The following is a 26,386-nucleotide window of genomic DNA, read 5'->3' on the forward strand; positions in this document are numbered from 1 at the left end:
CTTATTTGATGGATGCAATACATATTATCACCTAATTTATATCTAACTAACTTTGTTAATATACATTTGTTGTATATTTAATGAGTAAATATATTAATCTACTGTTTTTCATGTTTAAAATTTATAACTAATGTTACAATTAGCCCTCCCCAAAGAATAGTTGCTCCTAATACTAAAAATAAAATAGCATACCCTGTCATTTATAAAACCTCCTTACTTTTTATATTTTGAGATTCATTTTCTATCTTCCAAGGCTTCTTGCTTATTAATATTCCACCTATAATTCCTAATGCAATAATCGCCCAACCATATAGTAATAAAGATATTAAATCATATCCTCCATAAGGGGTTTTAAACTCTGTAATAATACTTTGAATTAATGTTATTAATAGTAATGTAGGTGTAATATACTTTATAATGAAGTCCCACCATTTACCTATTTTAAAATAAGAAATAGCATTTGTATGTTCTCTTATTTCCTTAGGCTTAACTATCCAACCAATAACAAAGGCCTCTAATAATCCAACTACAACTATCCCATAGTTATTTATAAAATTATCCATAATATCTAGCAAATATAAACCTGCATTTGTTGCAAAAGCTATACTTACTAAAAATCCAATTATACACATACTTGTTACAACTTTATCTCGCTTCCAACCAAATTTATCAATTACTGCGGCTGATATTGCTTCAACTAATGAAACTGATGAAGTAATTCCTGCAAATACTAGACATACAAAGAATAAAACTCCTAATATATTTCCCCATACTCCCATTATCGTAAATACCTTAGGGAATGCTATAAACGCTAGACCAATTCCACTTGTTACTACTTCTTTAACAGGCACACCTTCACTTGTTGCCATTACCCCAAGTATTGCAAATACCCCAATAGCACATAAAAATTCAAATCCACAATTTGCAAACGCAGTCATAAATGCACTATTATTTATATCTGTTTTTCTAGGAAGATAACTAGAATATGTCATCATAATACCAGTAGCAATACTCAATGAGAAAAACACTTGTCCATATGCTAAAATCCAAATCTTAGGATCCTTTATCTTATTCCAATCAGGTGTAAATAATACATTCAATCCAGCTTCTGCTCCGTCTAATGTAACTCCTCTTACAACTATAATTATCATTATTAACAATAAGCAAGGTAATAATATTTTATTCATTTTTTCAATCCCTGCTTTTATACCCTTATAACATATAAACCAATTTATAAACCAAATTAAAGCAATTCCAATTAGTATAGGAAAAACTATTCCACCAAGATTTAGTGGTGAATCAGATGCTTTTAAAAAATCATTATAAAAGAATGAATTGGAATTCTCTCCCCAACCTTTATTAAAACTAAGAGTCAAATATTTCATTGCCATACTTAATATCATTGAATAATAACATAATATAATTGATGAACTAATTATTGACCACCATCCAAACCATTCAAATCTTTTATTAGCCCTTGCTAATGAAAGGGGTGTAGAACCTCTAAATTTATGTCCCATTCCATACTCTAGTATTAAAAGTGGAATTCCTGCAGTAAATATAGCAAAGAAATATGGTATTAAAAATGCTCCTCCTCCACTTGAGTAAACTACATATGGAAACCTCCATATATTACCTAATCCTATCGCTGATCCGACTGCTGCAAGTATAAAACCTACCTTAGAACCCCATTGTTCTCTATTTTCTTCCATCTTTAAATCCTCCTAACCTAAATTCTAATATTTATAAAATAAAAAAGTCCCACAAATAACTATGGGACTTTTTAGCCTAGGATATAAAAAGAGTCCCATATAAATCTATGAGACTTATCTTATCTAAAAATAATAAAAAATAGCCTCATATAAATCTATGAGGCTATTTATCCATAAGAAATATATTAGCCGTCATAGATGCAATCACTTAATATCGCAATTCCATCTATGACAGCAATAAATATAAATCTATTTAATCATATCTGAAATTGCTATATTAACTCGGCTAATAATAAGAGTACTCTATTAAATTTTGATTTCTTTTGAATTTGCAATTTTATAATTTTCATAATATTTCCTCCTTTTAATATTTTTGTATATAATACCATAATAATTTGCCCTTTGTCAACTTTTTTAATTTATGGTGGAGGCTATTCGCAAGAATAATACCCACGATTATTTTAAATATAAATTTTACTCTATATATAAAAATTTATTTAATTGTAGCTATGTTCATTAATATACCACTTAATTCACCATCTTCAAATACGACATGAACTCCATATATTCCTGCTTTTAAATTAGAAACATCTAAACTAACTTCTGCATCACCATTCACAGCTCTTTCATCTAACACAGTACCAGTACTGTCTACTAATGTAACTTTTGTAGCTACATTCTTTCCATCTCTATTATAAGCTTCTGTATTAACTGTAACAGTTCCATCAACTACTTTTAATTCGCCTACTGGTACATATTGATTTTTAAAATTAGCTTTTTCTAACTTCTTTAATTTAGCTAATGGTCTAAGATCCTTTATCTCATTATATTCTGATTCAATACTTACTAAATTCTTAGCATATTGTAACCCTTCTAAGCTAGTAACACCACTTAAGCTTATTTCAGTTAATTTCCTCATATCACCAATAGTGAAGCCTTCTGACTTACCTAGAACATTAGCTAAAGATTTAGCTAAATACTTGTCTGGTATGTTTACTACTTCATCTAAATTTATTCCTATTAATGCTTTAGCTGATTCTTCTAGTTCCAAAGTTACATTATCTATAGTATCTTGACTAGCATTGTTATCTTCTAAAATTTGCTCTGCTTTAGCCAAAACTATTTGCATTGCATTAAAAGATTCTTCTGTATAGTCATCCTCATTTAATTTTTTAACTTCGTTTACTAAATTATTTAATTCAGTTTTGTCTATTCTTGATTCATTTACATAGTGTAATTTAGTATCACCGAAAGTTGCATGGTCAGAACCATTTCCGTTACCACCATCTTTAACTACTAACTTTAATTCTTTAGCATCTGCTAAATTTACTTCTACATATTTTTGCTTATCTTTAGCTCTCATTACGCCACTATCATAAGCTAACTTACCGTCAACATATATTTCAAACTGTACTTGACCTACAGTATGATACATTGCCCTATCTACACCTATATAAGTGCTGAACATATCTGCATTTTTATCAGTTAAGTCATATATAACTGTACTTGTTGAATGCATTCCTAAACCTTTTTCATACTCAACTACTTCGTTATTTTCACCTGTAAGTGTTAACTTTCCACCATTCATAGCTACATCCTTTTGAGCTTGTCTATAGTTATTAGATTGACTCTTCCAGTTATAATCACTTAAGTAAGTGAAATCTTCCATGTTAAGTACTTTTATATTTCTAGTAGCTACTGTAGTATTTCCATCAGAATCTTCTACTGTATATGTTATTGGATATATACCTACTCTATTAGTATTAACTTTATCTTCTCCACTTATCTTAACGTTTTTAGTTATATCTCCGTCTTCTTTATCCGTAGCTTCAATATTACCTATTATATTCTCTAAAGTGTCTCCCACTTTTATTGCTTGAGATTCATCTATATTTATCACTGGCTTAGAGTTGTTTCCTATTAATTTAGGTTCAACTATTATACCATGGTCATAAGCATCACTACCATCTGCTATGCCAACTTCTATTTTAAGCTCTTTAACACCTTTTATATTTAACTTAAAATGCTTTAAGTCATCAGCATATCCCATTTTACCAGTTTCAGCTAGAACATTTCCATCAGCTATTACCTTAAAGTCTATGGATGTTCTGCTTGCTGCTTTACTGGAGTCTGCACCTAATTTAATATCTAAGGTTTCATAAGAATGTTCCCCTAAGTCATATAGTACATAACCATTTGCATGAATTCCTATACCTTTTGAGAACTCTTTAGATATACCATTTACTCTACCAAAAATGTCCCTGTTAAATCTAGGAGAACCCCAACCTACCTGAACATCTTTATGTTCTAAATCACTTAGGTAAGCAAAATCACTTACTACTGTTACTGTACTAGTATCTGTTAAAGTTACTCCCTCTTGAGTTATCTTATAAGTTACTTCATACTCACCTTTTCTAGATGTATCTACATTATGTTCTACTATTATATTATCAAGTTTGTTACCTTGATAATCAACAGCTTTTACATAATCTAGAGGGTTAAACTCCTTATTAAGCTCTATAACTATGTCCTTTTGAGCTTCTAACTTATGTGCATGTGCTTTAACACTTACACCTTCTGCACTGTTTAGATCATTGCTAAAAGCAACAACCTCATAAGTATGATTAGTTCCCATTACAGCTTCTTTATCTACATAAGTTTCCTTATTTGTAAATCCTATTAAGCTTCCATCTCTGTATATTTCGTATCCTAAAAGACTCTTATTATTTTCTCTATCTATTTCCATAGTTAAAGTTACATTTTCTTCATTTACTTTTGGGTGTAATTTTAAATTGAAGTTTTCATTAAATGCTTCACCCTCTTTTAGATATTTGTTATCATTCATGTACCATAGCTTTTTAGTTGTTTTTTGATATTGTTTCATGTGTTCTGCTGTTTCCTCATTTACACGGAAGCCATGTCTAGCAAAATGTTCAGTTAAGTCCATTTGCATTACATTAGATGCAGCAATTACCCAAGCTTCATGCTTGTTATCCCAGCTTCCACCACCTAATGAAGTATTGGCTCTAAACTCTTGTTGTAATCTAGGCCAGAATGTTTCATCATATAACTGTAATTGCCATAATGGAGCTATGTGTTGTAAATTAGAGTAATCATTTTCTGGATACCAAATATTATTTGAGTAATCCTCCCTTGTTACCTTAGGGAATATATTAGCTTCGTATTGGTTTTGTTGAGAAAATCTACTTGCCTTTCCTTCTAATACTTCAAAATGTAAAGGTAACATATTATTTGTAACTTCTACTACACTCATTCTAGCAGTATCCATATTATGTCCTAATTCATGCATTAATCCCCAACCAGTGTTATAGCCTAAAACTGCTCCCTGCTCATTTTGGTTATAACCTGTTATACCATTACCTGCATTCATGAAGCCACCATTATCTAACCACTTTAACATTGATACATATCTGTAATTGTAGTCTGAGTTTACTTCACTTGAACCATCAAAGCCCCAGAATTTCATTGCTTCTGCTACTATTCCATCTACCTTATTTGCAGTGTATGAAGGAAGTAAATTATTCTTTTTGTACCAATCCAAAGCATATGTTGCTCTAGTGTTAACTAAGTTCTTCTTACTAAATACTTCATATACATCTGGTAGTGTAGGATCTTTTTCTAGCTTATCAACATATTCTTCTAGTTCCTTCATTATAGCTTCATCAGAATCTTGTCCTAATACGAAATCAGGATATTCAAAAGCACCTTCTATTTTTATCTTAGGACTTCTTATTTGTTGCTCCTTTGTATAAGGGTTAACAGTGTATAATACCCCTGCCTTAGCTACATTTGGTCTTAATTCATTAGAATTAAGTTCAGGTATTGTAATAACATTTTTACCAGGAGATAATCTTAAATCAACATTACCATTATGTTGAGAATCCATTTGCTTAAACACTAATCTAGGAGTTGGTGTTCCTGGTTCTACATCTACATAAACAGTTATTTCTTGTCCTGACTTAACTGCTAAACCTGTTGGTTGCCAATCTTGGAAATTCCACATTTGTCTTTTTTGAGATTCTTTTATAGAGTCTCCCCTAGATTCTAATTCATACACATACTGTTTAGCTTGTTCAGGATTTTGAACTATATCCTTAGCTCTTTTTATATACTCCATTAACTCTTCTTTTAATGGATGTGTATTAACTTCTCTCTCTAAAGTTTCTATTTCTTCTATTGTGTCATACTCATCAACTAATTCATTCATTAAATCACTTGTAAACATGTTATAAACTTTATTAGCTATAGAGTCTTCTTTTAAGAAAATTAATTCATTTAAGGTAGCCCAGCTTTGATCTCCTTTAACTACTCTTATTTTTAATCTTTGGAATTTAGTAGGCTCAAACTTTGCCTCAACTAAACCAGTAGTTTTATCTGCTTTTGCAGTAGATACTAGTTTGAAGTTATCTCCTTTTGTTGTAGCAGAAGCATAAATTTCAAATTCCTCTAAGAAACCTTTTCTGTCTGATTTTCTAGCACCATAAGCTATTCTATCTATAATTACCGGATTTATAAATTCTACAGTAACTTCATTTTTCCAATCTTCTTTATTAGCTGTATTAGTTTCCCAATATGTATCTAAATCACCATCTATGGCATTATCTATTCTCATAGTAGACCATTGTCCACCGTTGTTAGATATTTTCTTTATATTCTCTCTATTTATAACAAACTGATCCATGTACTCCTTATTGTTATAATGGTTAAACTTTTTAGTTTTACTTACAGTTGCTTCAACTTCTCCTTGTTCAACCAAAGCCTTAGCATTTTCTATATCTTCTTTAAAATCTTCGTAGAATGGATGTACTTTAACTTCATCTTCTAATTTATTTAAAGCTTCCATATTAGCATATTCTTCGCTTACAGTATTCATAGTTTCGTCTGTGAATAAGTTATCCATCTTATCTATAATTGTGTCTTGTTTATATAAACCAAACTCATAAGCTAGTGCAAAGTTTTCATAAGCTTTAGTGTATACAAACTTAACTCTTCTAGCTTCTGTTGGATTAAACTTTATAGAAACTGAATCATTAGTTCTACTTGCTCTACCACTTGTAACCTTTTCGAAAGTATCACCTTCTAAAGTTTTAGATACATATATATCAAACTCTTCTGCAAATCCTCTAGCTCTAGGTGAAGTGTAAATTACCTTATCTATAGTTTCTAGTTTATCTAATGTCATAGTAACTTCATTAGTATGGCTTTCGTTATTTGTTCTATTTGAATGCCAAGAAGTTTCAACATTACCATCTATTGCTCTTGCTATTACATCATTAGCATAGTGACCCCCGTTAGTAGTTATGTTTACTATACGCTCATTATCTATTTTATAAGTCTTATCATACTCTGCTAACTCAGGTGAACCAAACTCTTTAAATTTAGATACTCTTGCATCCACATATGTAGCTTTATTATTTTCAAGTATTAATCTAGCATCATTTATACCTTCTTTATATAAATTATATAAAGGGTGTTGCTCTAATTCTTTATCAAACTTTTCTAGCTTCTCTATAGAATTAAACTCACTACTTATTTCATTTTTCTTATCATTTGTAAATAATGTAGCGTACCTTTCACTTAATTCATCTTGCTTATATAATCTCATTTCTGAAGCAAATGCCCTACCACTGTTACATTCGTTAAATACTAATTTAACTCTTTTAACTTTTGTAGGAGCGAACTTGAATTCAACCATGTCACTTGTTACACTAGCTTCTCCATCGGCTATTTTTTGGAATGTTTCTCCTTTAGAAGTTTCTGAAACATGTATTTCAAACTTAGTAGGAAATCCTTTGCTATTTACACTTCTAGCTTTATAAGCTAATCTATCTATAACTTGTGCTTCATCTAAAGTTAAAGTTATTTCATTTGTGAAATCTGTGCTATTATCTTTGGTAGTTTCCCAATGTGTATTAGGGTCACCATCAAACATATATTCATATTTAGTACCTGGATATATTCCACCATTAGCTTCTACTTTAGTTATTTTATTTGTTGATATCATAAATTTTTCATTATAAGCGTCTTGATATTCTGTATCATATGCAGTTAATTTCGATACTTTAGCTATACCACTTTCTAGTTCTTCCCCTTCTAATATAGCTATAGCATTATCTATATCTTCCTTGAAGTTTGCATAGAACGGATGATCTTTAGCTTCTTTTTCTAAAGCTTTAAGATCTTCTAAGTTAGCAAAATCAGGGCTAACTTCATTCATGTTATTGTCAGTGAAAAGTGTTTCCATCTTATCTAAAGTTTTATCTTCTTTGTAGAACCAAAACTCTGAAGCACTTGCCCAACCATTATGAACATCAGAGAATATAAACTTAACTTTCTTAGCTTCTACTGTATCAAATTTAAATTCAACCATATCTCCAGTTACTTTAGTGCTTGTAACTTCTCCAACTAATTTGTAATCTCCATCTTCTGTTTCAGATACTAGAATTTGTGCAGTTTTAGGATAACCTTTAGGTTTCGCCCCATCTTGTCTAGTAGCATAAGCTAATCTGTTTATTTTTTCAACATTTTCAAATTCAAATTCTACTTCGTTTTTAAAGTCTGCTTTATTCTCTATTCCAGTTTCCCAGTGTGTTTCTAACTTGCCATCTATAGCATTAGTTATAACACTTTGATTGTACTTCCCCCCATTATTAGTTATTGATTTTACATTTACCCTATAAGCTTCATTATACTTAGTGAAGTTTTCATAATCCTTCATTTTGAAATTCTCCACCACCATATTTGGGCTTACTTTCTTTACTATGCCTGTTGCTTTATTTCTTGCAATTTCATCTGCAAAAGCACTCATTGTTGGCATAGTATTAGTAACTACTATAGACATAGCTACTAATGCTGCGATTTTTCTTTTCATATTTACCCCTCCTGATTTTCCCCCTCAGAAGTACATTATAGATAAATTTTCTTTAAGAATAAAAAAAAGTTACTCAAAAAGAGTAACTTAATACAGACTTGATAATTTAATATTTTTCATATAAATATACGCAATAATACTAACTATAAATCTTAAAACAAAAAGTATAATGTACTCTTTGGCAACTGGCTGACATAGTTTTAAAACCTTAGTCCCTATAGCTTTGCGTCCCTACGTTTCCATAGGTTTGCCTATTAATTTTTTCAATAAAATTCTATCATATTATATATTTTTTTGTCAATTATTATCCACTTTTTCAATTTTTACATTTATATCAAGAAATTATTTAATTGCTATCGCTCCTGATGTTAACTTCAATACTATAAATTTATTAAATCTTGCTACTAAAGAAAAGAGCTGAATTATTATTGAATAAATACAAAGAGCTCCCCCTAAAAATGGTAGATACTATGATGAATTATTAAAAGCAAAATTTAATTTTTATAAAGAATTTATTTCTATAAAATAGAAAAACCGTGCAGAAAAATCTGTACGGTTTTATTTGGTGGAGGCGATACGTAACTATTAATACCCTCGACTTCTAAAATCTAAATAATATTGATTTCATTACACAATTTCTCAAATATTATTTACTAATATTCCTCTAATCTAGTTCTTCTTAATTATATGCTTATATTAAATTTAATTTAGGTAAGTCTTCTTTTTAATCAATTCATAAACTTTATTCATTCCACTACCTAATACTTCTACAAATTATTTAATATTTACTCCCATTATAATATTCTACTCTTTTCTCTGTTAATTTTCTTAATACTTATTTGTTTTATATCCATTAATAAAATTATCTTCACTTGTTATATACTGTTATTTTTTATTGTATAAACTTATTTCTTATTTTTCATAAAAAAATAGTTCATATACACTCTTTCTAAATTATCTTTATAATATTTTCTAGTAATCCATCTTTAAACACTAAAAATAAAATAGCTAAACTAATTATCCAATAGGTTATATTCATTATACAAAATGTTTTTTCAATATTTTTTTTATTTTCACCAAAATGCTTTTCTTCAATCTCTAAAGGTTCTGATAATCTAAATTTTTCATTATACTTATGTATATTGAATAGATACTCCTCTTCTATTTGCTTAAATTGTCTTTTTATATTTGGAATAATGTAAAATATATTAATTATTAAAACAAAACAGTATGCAAGCATTATTACTTTCATTATTTTCAAACTTGAATTGTCCTCTAATGAATATGTTAATAATCCTGTTGCAATAGTTGCTACAAATGCTAGAGCATTACTACTATTTTTCATCATAAGTTCATCTATCTTTTCATTAACACTATTAATATTATTCTTTATCCTATCAATTAATGTAAATCTAGACTCAAAATATTTTTCTATTGAGTCTTCAATAAATTCATCATATGAGTCTTTAGATGATACTACTAGCCAATCACTATTTTTCAATATCAAGTTATATATATTTCCTTGACATTTTGCAACAACAATACTAACAATAATATTCCTTACAAAATTAATTTTATCTGCAGATGAATTTGAATAAACCCAAGTGTACAACTTAAATAAATTTTTCATTGAATTTATAGAGTATTCAGTTGCCTTAAACTCTATTTCAGCTCTTTTAGTTGCAATAAAAATACTTTTTACTTCTCCATTAGTATCTATAGTAATATTTGCAAGCGACTTAATAATTAAATCTGTACATAAATGTACAATAATTTCTGCTATATTATTGTCTATATATTCTATATCAGCAAAAAGATCATTTGGAGTGATCCACTTTGTTCCATCAATCCAATTTGATAATTCATTTCTTTGTCTTATTTGTTCTTTTCTAACTTCCTGTGTTTCTTTATATTTCATTGAAATTGCCTGTATTGTTTCTTCAATTAAATTATCCGCACTAATTATTGCAAACCCATTATAAATTAATGAGCACCTTTCATTTAATATTAGAAATATTGAATATTTGTCCTCATATAATAAATCTTCTAAATAGCACTTTGATGCTTTTATTTTTTCTTCTAATCTTTGTTGTGAATAATATATCTCAAAGTTAGTTTTATTTATAAAACTATATTCATTAATATATTTACCTTTTAGCTCCCTCTTATTGATTTTAATACTAATACTATCAACCTTATATTCTCTATTTATATCATCCATAAATCTTTCAATATCAGGATACGCTTTTATATTTATAGGAAGAACATCATTCTCTATTATTATTTTTAAACATTCTTTTATTTCACTACTAAAAATTTCTCTTAAAAGCTTTATAAAATCCTTTTTATCTTCTAATTTACTTCTACCCAATACTTTTATTTCATTATTGGTTTCTGTGTAATTTAAATTTTCTTGATAAAACAAGCATTTTATGTACTTATCGATCTTTTCATAATAATTCATAGAACTCCCTCCTCCCTAATATCAGTATATTAACGAATTAATTATCTAAAACATCATATTTAACGTTTCTGATTATTATATCTACATTTCCATCCTCATTCTTATCTATAATTTCAAAATTATCACTTTCGAATACATCCCCTTCACCAACTATTGTGATTCCAGAATTAGTCACATATCTAACTTTCTGAAATCTTCCATTTAGATACTCTGGGTCAACATTAAATTCAAAATCAAAATTTTCTTTTTCTCCTATTTTTTCTAACGCCTTATCTTTTATTCCTTCATCCGTAAATATTTCACCTAAAAAATCTGGTACATTTATATCTTGACCTTTACAATTAATTAAAACTTCTTTAAATTTTTTAAATAATTGTGATTTAACCTGTGGATTATCCTTATATTCATCATTTATGTAACTTGTGAATTCATGTATAAACACCCCAAAATTTTGATTGTTGGTATTTTTTAATTCACAACTCAAAAATGCTTTGCTAAAGAATTCTGAAACCTCTTTTCCCCTTTGTTTGTCTAATAATAAAATATGCTCTTCTTCAATATCTTTCAAAAAAATATTTTCAGATATAAATACACATTTTTGTAACTTTTCATTTTTACTAGGTAGAGATTTATCTATTGCCTCTAATTCAATTTTCAATTTCCCATCAACAACTTTTTCAATTGGAGTAAATATTTCATTAAAATCCATTTTCAATAATGCTATTTTTTTTATTCCTTCTTCAGAATATTTACAAAGTATTAAATTAGCCGGCGAAGCATTACCTGTCATACATCTAAAAAGATGTTCTGCAATCGTTTGAGATTCATTTACAAAAGCATCATCATTTTTGAAAATTTTTTCACACGCATCTTTAACAATATTGGTTTTTCCTGTAAAAAAGGCAATTTTTCTATTATCATGTTTTTCAGACCTTTGAATATGTCTTGCCAATTGCGGCTCTATTCTACTGTAATCCTCCAACTCGAAATCACTCAATTTTTTATTATTTGTTTTATTATCTAATGAATGAACTATAACCTTTTCAAATATTATTCTTCCCATTTTACCCTCTAACATCCTATTTATACAATTTTTATATTTTATTTCATATTCATGTAAAATTATACTACTATATAAATTTTACATCAACACTATATAAACTCTAAATTTGATATATTTTTATAGTAATTAGCAATACTATAACTTTGATGCTTACGTATATGTATAATCTATATTGCTCATAATACAATAAAAATCCACGATATTTCTATCGTGGATTTATTGGTGGAGGCGACGGGTGTCGAACCCGTGTCCGAAAGCAGACCAGCCTGACTTTCTACGAGCGTAGTTTGTGACTAAAATTTCGGTCCTTAGTTCGCTCACAAACAAACTCCTAATTCCCTAGCTTCATAAATACCCCTCTAGCTCAAAGCTTTGCTAGACTTCGTTTCCCACTTTTATGACACCAGCTACCCTAAACGTGGGCATTCAGGACTGATGAGTAGCTTATATTAAGCTGCTAATGCAAAATTGTCTTCTGCGTTTACATTTAGTGCATAGCTTATTAACGAGTCGTCCATGCTTTACTCGGCCCGCTTATCAAACCCATCTTACCCCCGTCGAAGCCAAAACGCCCCCATGTTAGGTAAATAGGTCGAAACGCTTATCCCCTATTTAATTTTCAAACGATGATTAACATCGTGACTTTATTATAAATCAACATATCTCCACTGTCAACTTAACTATGCTATTAAAATTATAGAAGAAAATCTATAATATTCTTATTTTTAAATTTTTTATTAAATAGTGAAACATTATATATTATCACTTAATACATGAAGATTAATAACTTATATTATAGTTATCTATATTAAAGCATCACTTTGGTATAGTGATAATAAATTGAGATCCTTTATTTATTTCACTGAATACCTTTATATCTCCATCATGGGCATTTACAATAGATTTAGATATTGTTAGCCCAACACCAAGCCCTCTATTGTCGCTATTTCTAGATTTATCAACTCGATAAAATCGCTCAAATATATTCTTCAACTCTTCACCAGGAATTCCTATTCCTTCATCTTGTATTGATATATTTATCATATTATCTCTTTCAAATGCTTTAATAATTATTTCTCCATTTCCATTATTATATTTAATAGCATTAGATAATATATTTATTATTACTTGTGCAAATTTTTCCTTATCAATTGTGGCTTCTATATTTTCTATTTCATACTTTATAAGTATATTTTTTTTTATTGCATTTTCTTCATAATTATATGCTATATTCTTTATATAATTTTCTAGTTTTACTTCCTCTTTCTCTAATGTATTTTTACCACTATCAAATCTAGCTAACTTTCTTAATTCATCAACAAGATTGGCAATTCTTGTTACTTCTTCATTAATACTTATAAGTCTTTCATTAGTCGGCTCCCATATTCCTGATATAATAACATCTAAGTGTCCTTTTACACTAGTCAAAGGTGTTCTAAGTTCATGTGCTATATCTCCAGTTAATTGCCTTCTTAAATTTTCTTGTTCATTTAAATCTTTAGACAATTTATTTATAGATTTTATAAGTCCATCAATTTCTTTTATATCACTTTTATATATAACCTCTTGTTTGTAATTCCCATCTGCAATAGTCTTTGCTATCTTTAAAACCTTACCTATAGGATTTGATATAGATTTTGATATAATTATTGAAATTATAATAATACTACTAATAGAAATTATCCCTATTATAAAAATAATCTTATTTACTGCCTCAAAAAGCTCTACATCATTTTCCATATAATAAGTGGATTCATAATGGCCTATATAGCTATATCCTATCTCCTTATTATTACTATCTTTTACACTGACCTTATATTCCTGAAAATTATTATCCCATTTCTTATCTATACTTTGCATATTTTCACTTATATCTCTCAGTGTTTCGTCTGACAATACTTTTTCATCCTCAAATATACTCCATATTTTTTCATTATCTTCATTATAAACCTCAATTGCTATTCCTTTTTTTATAGCATCTAAGCCTAATTTTTCTATTAAATCCATATCCCAATTATTATTTATATATATACTTTTTATATCTATATCTAATAAGTGTTGTAATTCTGCTTTATTACTATCATTAACGTATTTCTCAAAAGAAGAAATGAAGCTGGTATTTACAAAAAATCTTATAGACATAATGGTTATAATCATAATAAATGTAAAGCATATTATAAGCTTCCTATTTATTGATTTCAATTTACTGTTATTATCCAAACCTATATCCCACCCCATATACAGTTTTAATTATCTTAGGATTTCTTGAATCAATTTCTATCTTCTGACGCAAGTTTTTTATATGGCTATCTATAGCTCTATCTCCCTTATCATAATATCCTTCAACAGTCTTTTCTAACAACTGATCTCTTGTATATATCTTCTTTTGGTTGGTTATTAAGGTAAATAATATTCTATATTCAGTATTAGTTAAAGTTATTTTTTCACCTCTTACCTTCACTTCGTGAGATAATGTATTTAATTCTAATTCATCACCAAACTTTATAATTTCTCTCTCTTCTCCACCACTACTTCTCTTTAAAATTGCTTTTATTCTTAGTAATAATTCCACAATATTAAATGGCTTGCATATATAATCGTCGCATCCTATCTTAAATCCATCTATCTTATCGTCATCTTCAACCTTTGCAGTCAACATAATTATAGGTACATCTGATCTTTCTCTTATATATTGGCATATCTCCTCTCCACTTATATCAGGAAGCATTCTATCTAAAATTATTAAATTGTATTTATCCTCATTAAATTCGTTAATTGCAGCTTTCCCATTATATACAACTTTAGTGGCATACCCTTCATTATCTAAACAAGCCTTTATAAATTCACATATTTTTTTCTCATCATCAACTACTAATATGCTAATCATAATAACAATCCCCCTAAAAATTCTAAACTTCTATCTTAGGTTAATATTTTTAAGACAAAATTAGAAGAGTTGTTTATAAAAATATTTTTATAACAACTCTTAAATAAATTTATATTCCTAGAAGTAGCTTTGCTAAAGCGAAATATACCATAAGTGCAAAAGTATCTACTATTGTTGTAATAAGCGGACTTGCCATTATTGCAGGGTCTAATTTTAACTTTTTTGATATTATAGGCAGAATTCCGCCTATAACTTTTGCTAATATTACTGTTAAAAATAGACTTATACATACAGTCAAAGAAATTGTAAAACTAACTTTTGTAAAGAAATATATTCGTATGAAATTCACTAATGATAAAACAAGTGCAACTAATATACTTACTCTAAACTCTTTAAATATTACTTTTAAATAATCCTTAGTTTTAATTTCTCCTAATGCTAGTCCCCTAATGACCAATGTAGCAGATTGTGATCCTGCGTTTCCTCCCGTATCCATTAGCATAGGAATAAATGAAGCCAATACTACTACTGATTGAATGACATCTTCGAACTTTTGAATTATTGCACCAGTAAAGGTTGCTGATATCATTAACACTAAAAGCCAAACTATTCTATGTTTTGCCAGCGTGAAAACTGTGGTTTCTAAATAGGGCTCTTCATTCGGTTCCATTGCAGCCATTTTTTGAAAATCTTCTGTATTTTCTTGTTCTATAATATCTACAATATCGTCTACTGTAATGATTCCTACTAATCTATTTTCAGCATCAACTACAGGCATAGATAATAAATCATAGGTCTTAAATAATTCTGCAACTTTCTCTTGATCTTCAGAGGTTTTTACAGATACAATATTTGTTTCCATTACTTCTGATAGTACACTATTTTCACTACTTAAAATTAAATCCCTTAAAGATAAAATTCCTTTTAAAACTCTCTTATTATCAATAATAAAGCAATTATCTATGCTCTCCTTATTTATTCCTATTTCTCTAATATTATCTATGGCTTCTTTAATAGTTATTTGTTCTTTAAATTCTACAAACTCTATAGTCATAATAGCGCCTGCTGAATCTTCCTTATACTTTAAGAACTGATTTATCAGCTGTCTTTTTTCTAATGAAGTATTGGTAATTATTTTTCCAACTATATTAGCAGGCAATTCTTCTATAATATCAACTGTATCATCTAAAAATAGTTTTTCAATTATATCCTTTACTTCATTGTCAGTAATTAATTCAATAATTCTTTTCTGTGACTTTTTATCTAAATAAGAAAAGACCTCTACAGAAATATCCTTGGTTAATAACCTAAATACTAAAAGTAATTCTCTGTCATCTAGCTCAATCATACTTTTCGCTATATCTATATGATTCATACTTTGTAGTTTTTTACTTAATTCATTTATTTTTTCACCTTCAATTAATTCTAATAATTCTGTTGCCATACTTCCTCCTTCTGAGTCCATATATAAGCACCATCATTTAATTAGTATTTAATTAAACTTCATTTGTGATATATATGAACTGCTTAAAAATTTTATTTTTCCATACTTCAAAGGGACGTCGTCCATAAAATCACTCTCCTATACTTTTTTTATAATTATACAAAACAACTGTGGAGAAATTATGAGTTTCTTTATTAAAACAATAATTTTCCCCAAGTATTTATTGTTAATATTATTTATACCACCTATTATTAAAAGTTCAGCTTCCTATTATAGCACTTTTTCCCTTATTTGTATTGACACAACCTCTTCCTAATGTTATGATATTTTACATAAATTAACTTTTAGGAGATATAGTTATGACTTTAATAAGAAACCTATCAATTTTAAAACTAAATAATAGCTTTTTCTTTAGCTTTTTTAGATAGGTTTGTATCTATATAATGATTGTCATAGATACAAACCACACCATGTGTTTTGTATCTATGATGGCTAAAGTTTTTGTTGATTGATTAAGCCTCATAGATAATACTATGAGGCTTTTCTATATCCTAGATTAAAAGTCTCATGGTAAAAACTATGAGGCTTTTATTTATTATAAATTTTTAATAATTATCTAGGAGGTATTTAAAATGCAAAAAACAAGAAAAAGGGAATTATTCTCTAGCAAATTTGGTTTTATTCTTTCATGTGTTGGAGCTGCTGTAGGACTAGGTAACATATGGATGTTCCCTTATAAATTAGGGGAAAATGGTGGAGCTGTCTTCCTTATTCCTTATTTTATCTTCGTAATATTACTTGGAACCGTTGGCTTAATGGCTGAATTTTCATTTGGAAGACAATTTAGGGTTGGATCAATGACATCTATAAGAAATATTTTTAAAGAAAAAAATATAAAAGGTGGTTCAATTTTATCTATTATTCCTACTATAGGTCTTACTGGTATATTTATGTTTTATACAGTCGTTATTGGTTGGATATTAAAATATTTCTTCATAAGTCTAACTGGAGAAATATCCACTATAGATACAACCTCATATTTTTCAACCTTCACTAATAGTAATAGTGTTGTATTTTGGCATGGACTAGCAGTACTAATAACTTTACTTATTGTTAGCTTTGGAATTTCTAAAGGTATAGAGAGAGTGAATAAAATTATTATTCCATTATTATTTATAATATTTATTCTTCTAACTTTAAAATCTATAAGTTTACCAAATTCTATAGAGGGTATTAAATATCTTCTTACCCCTGATTGGTCTTACTTATTAAACCCTAAAACCTGGGTTATGTCTTTAGGCCAGGCTTTCTTCACCGTATCTCTTACAGGATGCTGCATGGTTATGTGTGGGAGCTATACAGATGAAAAATTTGATATCCCTAATTGTGCTATAAGTACAGTTTTATTTGATAGTTTAGCTGCCTTACTAGCTGCATTTGTGATTATGCCTGCAGTTTTCGCTTTAGGATTTAACCCTACTGCCGGTCCTGCTTTATTATTTGTTACTGTCCCTAGTATATTCCAAACAATGAAATTTGGACAACTTTTAAGTGCCCTTTTCTTTTTAAGCATAATTTTCGCTTCTATTTCTTCTTCTATAGCTATGTTAGAGGGTCCTGTAGAAGCTATTATGAATGTAACTAATTGGAGTAGAAAAAAGACTACTTATATAACTGCTATCATTGCATTTATATTAGCTATTCCATTAGGGCTTAGTAGTACATTCTTTGATAATTTCACTAATTTTATTACTATAGTGTTATCACCACTAGGAGCATTAATAACTGCTTTTATATTCTTCTATATCCTAAGTCCAGAAGAAACATTAAATCAATTAAATTTAGGTGCAAAATATAAGATTGGAGTTTGGTTTATTAAATTTGGTAAATATATATTTGTACCAATAACAGTCATTGTTATTATTTTGGGTGTACTGTATGGTGGTATTGGTTAAAAATTATTAACCTTTAATTTATCCTATATACATTTTTTAACATTGCTTTTAATTATATATGATGTTATTATAAATGAGCAGTTGGTACGAAAGTGCTAATTACTTATAGAGCCTAGGTTGTCTTTCGCCGGATACTAGGCTCTATTTTATTTTCTTAAAGTTACCCACATCTACTTCAAAACAATTCACATCTTTATCAACATTTTCCAATTATTTGTTGTTAATAACTTTTTATATAAACAATAGAAGTGATAGAGCCTATCCCATGATAAGTTCTACCACCTCTTATAACATTATATTATTATAAATAAAAAACTGTTACTATTACTACCCACCAATTTATTTTTTAATTATTTTAAATAAACCAAGTTATATATTTTTTTATCTATTATCAAATATATATATAGCTTGAGCTAAATAATTATCCTCTTTATCTTCATATACTAAATATAAACTATGAACAAATGCTTCAAAATTTGTTGTATCAAAAGATACTACTCCATTCTCGTCTAAGCATTCATTTATATTTAATGTGGTATCTTCTAGTGTTTTGTTATTTCTAACTATTACTGCTATTGGGTTTAACTTTTTACCTTTCTTATTTATAGCATCAAATTTTACAGTTATTTTATTATCTTTCTTATAAAGAGAAGATACTGCTATATTTTGGTACTTAGCTTGTAAATTAGTTAGTCTTTTAAGATCTTTAAGCGGTGATAGATCATTTATTTCATTATACTCTACATTTAATGATTGTAAGTTCTTAGCATATTGTAATCCTTCTAAACTAGTTATCCCCCCATAAGATGCATCTAGTTCATCAAGCTTATACATATCTCCAATAGTTACATCATCGGAATCTAAAGATAACGCTTTTTTAATGGCTTGTTTTAAATATTTATCTTTAATATTAACCACTTCTGATAAGTCTATCTTTATCTCTAAAGCATTTATGGTATTATTTAACTCTTCAACTACTAAATTTACCTCTTCTTGAGACACTAATTTATTATTTAATAATTCAGTTGCTTTTAAAATAACCTCTTCCAAGACCATTATAGTTTCTTCAGTATAAATATCTTTATCAATTGCATTAGCTTTTACTAATGCCTCTTCTAAAGCTGTTAAATCAGCTAGCTTAACTAAAGCTTCATAAGCCTCATTCAACTTATTATACACTGTATCCACTTCTTCTTGATTATATCCATCAGTTAAAGAATTATTAACTTCCTCTAAAACAGTTTGTAGATTTGTAAAGCTTTCTTCTGAATATAAATTTGAATCTAATTCATTAACTCTTTTAATTAAAGAATCCAATTCACTTCTATTAATTTCAGAACTTTGATTGTTAGCATAATGAAGTTTAGCAGCTCCCCAAGTAGCGTGGTCTGAACCATTACCATTTCCACCATCAGTAACAACAAGCTTTAATTCCTTAGCTCCACTTAAATTAACTTCAACAAACTTTTGCGAATCTCTTGAACTCATAAATCCGCTATCATATACCTTCATTCCATCAAGCCACACCTCAAATGTCACTGACCCAACAGTTCCATACATTTGTCTATCAACTCCAACATAACTTGTAAAATATCCATAGTTTGTACCAGTTAAATCATAAACAATAGTTGATGTTGAATGTGTTCCAATACCTTTTTCATAAGTTACAACAGAACCATCTTCTGCTGTAAGCCTTAAAGCATTTCCACTTGCAGATATATCTTTTGTAGCTCTTCCGTAACTATTATTTGCAGACTTCCACTCAATATCACTTAGATATATATTATCATTCATATCTACTACTTTAACTTCTCTTATAGCACTTATAGTATTTCCATCACTATCTGTAACAGAATAAGTTATTTCATATATTCCAGCCTTATTAAAATTAACTTCTCCACTAATTATTACATTAGAAGTTATATCACCATCTTCTGAATCAAATGCAGAATATTCTTCATTTAATTCTATAGGAAGACCTAATTTTGTTACTACTGTATTTGGAATATTCAGTGTTGGAATGGAATTTGTAGTATATAACTTACAATCTGCCCATGAAGCAAAATCTCCTAGACCTCCATCACCATTATCTAAAGCAACTAATTTTAGTTCCTTTACTCCAGTAACAGGTATACTTACAAATTCAGCCTTACTATCTTTTCTTATTAAACTTGAAGTATAAACTTCTTCACCATCAGCATAAATCTTAAATATTATACTTGTACTATTATGATTGTAATTCTTGTCTGTACCTAAATAAGTAGTAAAATAATCATAATTGTAACCTTCTAAGTTATATATAATTTCTGAATTTGCTGCTGCTCCAAATCCCTTATCAAATATTCTTATTTCTCCATCAACATTAAGATTAATCTTATTACTAGTATTTACTGCTGAATCTTTATTTACGCTCTTCCAACCTGAAGTAGCACTTTCCCACTCCTTGTCGGATAAATAACTCTCTTCACTATATACAAGTATATTTTTAGACTTACTTACAGTATTTCCATTACTGTCTGCTACTGTATACTCAATATTATATAAACCTGTTCTATTAGTAGTAAAATCATTTGAATTAATTACTACTTGATTAGTTATATCTCCATCTTCCTGGTCATTTGCAGTTACAGATGACATTAAGTCATATTCACTTCTTAACTTAACATATTCCATTTCACCTACAGTTAAGCTTGGAAATTTAGCTCTTATAATTTCTTCTGCTCTATTTAAATCCTCTTGGAAGAGTTCTACTGCAATATGACTTCTAACCTCTTCTCTTAATGCATCTAACTTTTCTAAAGTATTATAACTTTCTGATACTTCTGTCTTGCTATTATCAGTAAATAACTCTTTTGTTATTTTATCTGATAATTCATCACTCTTATAGAAGGACATCTCACCTATACTTGCCCAATTTTGATTAGCTTCAATAAATTTAAACTTAACTCTTCTAGCTTCTGTTTTAGCTATATCAATTTCAATAACATCATTAACACTTCCACTATATGAACCAGTACCAGCTAAAATAAAATCATTTCCTTCTGCTTCACTTGAAATATAAATCTCAAATTTTCTTGCAAACCCTTTTCCACCATTTCTAGCAGCATAAGCAATTTTATCTATTTCATTAACTTGGCCTAAGTCAAATATAACTTCATTTTGGAATGAAATACTATTAGGATTTCCTGTTTCCCAATGGGTATTTCTATTATTATCTATTGCATACTTTATTGCAGAACTAGAATATTGTCCACCATTGTTTGAAACTGAAACTACTGGAATTTTAAACTCTTCGTTATATGCTTCTAAATTATTAAATAGACCATACTTTGATTTAGCAGTTGCTAGTTCTTCATAAATTGTTATATATGAAGTCTTTTCAACTATATTATTATCATTATCAGTAACCCTATAAACAATTTCAAATCTTCCTAATTTTCCTTCTTCATAAGTATTTGAAACTATTTCAATGCTTGAAGTTAAATCACCATCTTCTACATCACTAGCGCTTACCCCTTCATTAAAGTCTACTGCTTCTCCTAACTTATAAATTTTATCTGTAACAACTAAAGAAGGCTTTGCATTATTGGTAGTAAGCTTAGGATTAGCTACTACTGCATGATCAGAATTATTCCCATTACCTGCATCACTAACCTCTATTACTAGTTCTTTTACTCCCTTAACAGGAACATTTATAGCTACCATATTATCTGCATGTTTCAATATATTTGTAGTAGATAAAATTTCACCATCAGCAATAACTTTAAATATTATACTTGAGTTACTTTGAGAAGTTATTCCCATATCAACTCCAACTAATGCTTCAAAGTTATCATAATCTACATCTGATAAATCATAAGTTATTTTACCATTTGCATGTATTCCAAAACCTTTATCAAATGTCTTTATTTCTCCATTTACCCTTCCTTTGATATTAGTATTTCTTCTTGGAGTTCCATATTGAGTTGTAACTTTAGCCCATGCTTTATCTGATAAGTATTCATAATCACTTACTACTTGTACATTTATAATCTTTGTAACAACTATTCCATTATCTTCTATAGAATATTCTATTGGATAAATCCCTTTTTCATTTACATTTACCGTTCCATTTACTACAACTCTTGAGCTTATATCTTCACCATTGTAATTTAATGCTTTAACTAAATCCATTGGATTAAATTCTTCCATAAGTTTTACACTTACTTCATCTTGTTGAACGCTTAAACTTGGTGTTAAAGAATTAATTTCTACTGCTTCTGACTTATTTAACTTTTTATCATAAGGTATAACAGTATAATTTGCCGCTTCACCTATATTTGATTCTGTATCAACAAAACTATTAGTTGAAGTAAATCCTATTAACTCACCTTCTTTAAATATCTCATAACCTAATACATCATTTTTAGACTCATTATTAACATCAAATGTTAATTTTATATTTTCATTTTCTTTAAGAATATTAACCACTAATTCAGGGTTTTTAGCAAATCCTTCACCTTCATATTCTATATAACTATAATCAGCATACCAAAGTTTTTTGTCTGGTTTTTGATATTTACTTAGTAATTCTTTTGTTTCATCCGAAACCCAGAATCCATGCCTTTCAAAATGCTCACTTAAATCTAACTCTAAAGCTATACTAGAATATTTAGCTAATTGATTTAATTTATCATTTGCTGAATTATTTGAATCTAAAACTACGTCATTTTCTCTGTATTGTTTATTTAATTTTCCCCAATATCCAGGGTATATCATTTCTAACTGCCAGAAAACTGCTAAGTTTTCAAAATATCCACCATTATAATAGTTATTATTATCAGTCGCTATAACATTCTTAAAAACATGACTTTCGAAAGGTATTCTCTTATTCGGCTTATTATAATAATAAGAAGAGTTTTGAGGTATCATATTATTTGTAACTTCACCTATAGTTCTTACCCCTATATCAAGCTTGTGTCCCATTTCATGGTCAACACCCCAGCTACCTACACTAGTTAACATAGATACCATTACATCACCTTGAACACCTATATGTCCGCTAGCTGCATACATATATCCAAATGGCTGAGCAAGTCTTATATTTTCCCTAGTATATTTAATATCATTCTTTTCATTGCTTCCATCCATACCTAAATAATTAAATACAACATCCATATGGTCATTATACATATTTATAGTATTCTTAGGCCCAAATTCTTGATTTATATAAGCCTCATATGCTCCAGTTGCAGTACCTGTAAATACAAGATGTTCTGAAACTATTTCTACAACATCAATCATCTTTCTATCCATTACATTTGGATTAGCTGCTTTATCTTCATCAACTCTTACTTTATAGTCCTTTAAAAGTTCTAAGAACTCTTTCTCATCAGTATTTTTATCCATCATAGGGAACTGCTCACAACCTGAAGCGAATCTTATAACTGGCGCTTTACTTTGTTGTTCTTGTGTATATGGATTTACTATATATACAGCTCCTCCCGGAGTTACATCATGTCTATACCATCCATCATTTTGACTAACAGCTGGAACAGTTATTACATTCTTACCAACATGTAAACTTACCGTTCTTCCCCAACTTGCAAAACTTCCTTCTTGTTGTGAGAACATTAATTGTGGTAGTGGCTGTCCTGGTTCTGCATCTACATACACTGTTACTATTTCTCCAGGTCTAGCTACTATTCCAGTAGGTTGATTGTTGTTACCAAATCCAAATTTTAAATTTCTATTTGCATGTGAATTTCTATCTCCATACTGCTCTGCAACAACAGTTTTCACAGTTTGTAAAGTTCCGTTTACAGCCTCCTTAGCTACTTGTATATCTTTTAAATAAATAGGTGCTAAAGGATGATCCTTAACTTCATTTTCAAATGCTGTTAATTTTTCAATTGTGTTAAATTCTTCTGATACCGTATCCATTAATCCATTTGTAAATAACTTTTTCATTTTATTCGCTACTGCATCTTCTTTATATAATCTTATATCTGAAATCGATGCCCAATTTTCACGAGCCTTATCAAATACAAATTTAACTCTCTTAGCTTTAGTGGTTTCAAACTGCACTTCTAACATATCATTAGTTACTGTATATGAACCTTCTGTTATCTTTTGGAAGTTATCTCCTGTTGGGACTGGAGATATATATATACTGAATTGTTCAGCAAATCCTTTCCCTCCAACTCTAGATTTATATGTTAAGCGACTTATCATTTCTGCTTCTTCTAAAGTTAATACAACTTCATTCTTAAATGAATCACTATTTGGATTCCCAGTTTCCCAATGAGTATTTGCATCTTCATCTATTGCATACTTTATTGAAGAGCTAGAATATTGTCCACCATTATTACTTATACTTAAGTTTTTAACTCTATATACATCATCATATTCATTTATGTGCTCTGTATAGAATGGTTCAAATTTAGATATATTAGCATCTCCACTTTGAACTTGTCCAAATTCTATTAATTCTTTAGCTATACTTAATTTTTCAATATATTCATCTTTAAATGGATGTCCATTTGCTTCTTCTATTAAAGTATTAATAGCTTCAGTTGTTCCAAACTCTGGATTAACTTCATTCATGTTTTCATCCACAAACAATATATCAATTTTCTCATTTAATTTATCTGGCATATATAAACCAAACTCATAAGCTAAAGCCCAATTTTCATAACCTTTTTTATATACAAACTTTATTCTTCTTACTTCTGTTTCCTTAAATTTTATCTGTAAAGTGTCTTTAGTTGTTATATTAGCTGATCCTTCTGAAATCTTTTCAAAAGTATCTCCCTCTGAAGTTCTAGAGCCATATATTTCAAACTCTTGTGCAAATCCTCTAGAAACTAAACTTGTATACATTATTCTATCTATTGTAGTTAACTCATCTAAAGTTATTATTACTTCGTTTGTATGGCTGGATGTATTTTGTTTACCTGAATGCCAATTAGTATTTACATCTCCATCCATAGCCCTTGATATAACATTAGAAGCGTAGTGTCCACCATTAGTTGTTATACTTGTAATCTTATTTAATGGTACTTTAAATAATTCATTATAATTAACTAATCTCTCATCGTTAAATTTCTTGAAATTAGATACTTTAGCCTCTGTAAACTCCAATTTAGTTCCATCCAAAAGTATCCTAGCATTATTTATATCTTCTACTATTTCATTATATAGAGGATGTGAGCTTGCTTCACTATTAAAGGCTTCTAACTTCTCTAATGTATCAAACTCAGAACTAACTTCATTCTTTAACTCATTAGTAAATATCTTGTTCATTTTATCTATTACTATATCTTCTTCGTAAAACCAAAATTCTGATGCACTAGCCCAATCCTGATTTGCTTTCTTAAATACAAACTTAATTTTTTTAGCTGTAATAGTATTAAACTTAAACTGAAGCATATCTCCTGTTACAGAATGGTTCCCAATAGCCATAAGCCTAAAGTCTTCATCTGCTCCTGATAAAGAAGCATATATTTCAAACTCAGTTGGAAATCCTTTTCCCTTAGCTCCATCTTGCCTAGTAGCATAAGCTATTCTATCAATAGATTGTACTTCCTCAAACTCTACCACAACTTCATTTTTAAAAGTTGAAGTGTTTTGTTTTCCAGTCTCCCAATGAGTAGCTAAGTTTCCATCTATAGCTTTATCTATTGAACTAGATGAATATTGCCCCCCATTATTTGAAATAGACTTAATTTGATTTCTTGCAATTTTGTACTGTTCATTATACCCTTCAAAATCGCTATAATTTGTTAAATTAAATTTAGTGACTGTGACTTGATCTACCACCTCTGATTGTAAAGCATTACTTCCATCAGTGTTAAATTCCTCCTTTTCCCTATTAACACTGCTTCTTAATATTTCATCAGCATAAGAATTTATTGCTGGTGAAATATTAGTTACTATCAACGATACCGCTAATATTGCTGATAATTTTTTCTTCATGATATGTCCCCCT

At 28.9% G+C, this 26,386-nt stretch carries 10 protein-coding genes, 1 other RNA gene and 1 riboswitch; of the genes, 1 reads left to right on the forward strand and 10 read right to left on the reverse strand.

Annotation, left to right across the window (positions count from 1 at the left end):
- Positions 1 to 98: 98 nt before the first annotated feature.
- The 9 genes from H8S20_RS03100 to mgtE all read right to left on the reverse strand — a co-directional run bounded on the left by H8S20_RS03100 (position 99) and on the right by mgtE (position 16,462).
- Complete coding sequence (locus H8S20_RS03100) at positions 99 to 200, reverse strand: MetS family NSS transporter small subunit (RefSeq protein ID WP_141395464.1); 102 nt, start codon at positions 198 to 200, stop codon at positions 99 to 101.
- Positions 201 to 1,712 carry a sodium-dependent transporter gene (locus tag H8S20_RS03105; protein WP_186859260.1) on the reverse strand — a complete coding sequence of 504 codons (1,512 nt, stop codon included), beginning with the start codon at positions 1,710 to 1,712 and terminating at the stop codon, positions 201 to 203.
- 493 nt (positions 1,713 to 2,205) lie between these two features.
- Positions 2,206 to 8,604: an NPCBM/NEW2 domain-containing protein gene (locus H8S20_RS03110; RefSeq protein ID WP_186859261.1), complete on the reverse strand. Its 6,399-nt coding sequence runs from the start codon at positions 8,602 to 8,604 to the stop codon at positions 2,206 to 2,208.
- A 177-nt stretch (positions 8,605 to 8,781) separates the two neighbouring features.
- Positions 8,782 to 8,866: riboswitch (cyclic di-GMP riboswitch) on the reverse strand.
- A 687-nt stretch (positions 8,867 to 9,553) separates the two neighbouring features.
- Positions 9,554 to 11,068, reverse strand: a complete 1,515-nt coding sequence (locus H8S20_RS03115) for a hypothetical protein (protein WP_186859262.1) — start codon at positions 11,066 to 11,068, stop codon at positions 9,554 to 9,556.
- Between the two features lie 37 nt (positions 11,069 to 11,105).
- The gene (locus H8S20_RS03120; protein WP_186859263.1) at positions 11,106 to 12,131 is read right to left on the reverse strand and encodes a nucleoid-associated protein; all 1,026 of its coding nucleotides are present in this window, start codon (positions 12,129 to 12,131) and stop codon (positions 11,106 to 11,108) included.
- Positions 12,132 to 12,351: 220 nt separating this feature from the next.
- Positions 12,352 to 12,707, reverse strand: a transfer-messenger RNA (tmRNA) gene (gene ssrA, locus H8S20_RS03125).
- Positions 12,708 to 12,947: 240 nt separating this feature from the next.
- The gene (locus tag H8S20_RS03130; RefSeq protein WP_243177486.1) at positions 12,948 to 14,351 is read right to left on the reverse strand and encodes a sensor histidine kinase; all 1,404 of its coding nucleotides are present in this window, start codon (positions 14,349 to 14,351) and stop codon (positions 12,948 to 12,950) included.
- A complete protein-coding gene (locus tag H8S20_RS03135) occupies positions 14,344 to 15,018 on the reverse strand; it encodes a response regulator transcription factor (protein ID WP_186859264.1) in 675 nt (224 codons plus the stop codon). Before H8S20_RS03135 ends, H8S20_RS03130 begins: the two co-directional genes overlap by 8 nt.
- A gap of 109 nt (positions 15,019 to 15,127) precedes the next feature.
- Positions 15,128 to 16,462, reverse strand: a complete 1,335-nt coding sequence (mgtE, locus tag H8S20_RS03140) for a magnesium transporter (RefSeq protein ID WP_186859265.1) — start codon at positions 16,460 to 16,462, stop codon at positions 15,128 to 15,130.
- A gap of 632 nt (positions 16,463 to 17,094) precedes the next feature.
- On the opposite strand from mgtE, the gene H8S20_RS03145 reads away from it, so the two are divergent.
- Positions 17,095 to 18,417: a sodium-dependent transporter gene (locus H8S20_RS03145; protein ID WP_032119852.1), complete on the forward strand. Its 1,323-nt coding sequence runs from the start codon at positions 17,095 to 17,097 to the stop codon at positions 18,415 to 18,417.
- A 381-nt stretch (positions 18,418 to 18,798) separates the two neighbouring features.
- Here the strand turns inward: H8S20_RS03145 and H8S20_RS03150 are convergent, their stop codons facing one another.
- Positions 18,799 to 26,373 (reverse strand): NPCBM/NEW2 domain-containing protein, encoded by a 7,575-nt coding sequence (locus H8S20_RS03150; RefSeq protein ID WP_051986974.1) that lies wholly within the window; start codon positions 26,371 to 26,373, stop codon positions 18,799 to 18,801.
- Positions 26,374 to 26,386: the final 13 nt, after the last annotated feature.

This window comes from Clostridium hominis, assembly GCF_014287825.1.
GTDB classification, from domain to species: domain Bacteria; phylum Bacillota; class Clostridia; order Clostridiales; family Clostridiaceae; genus Clostridium; species Clostridium hominis.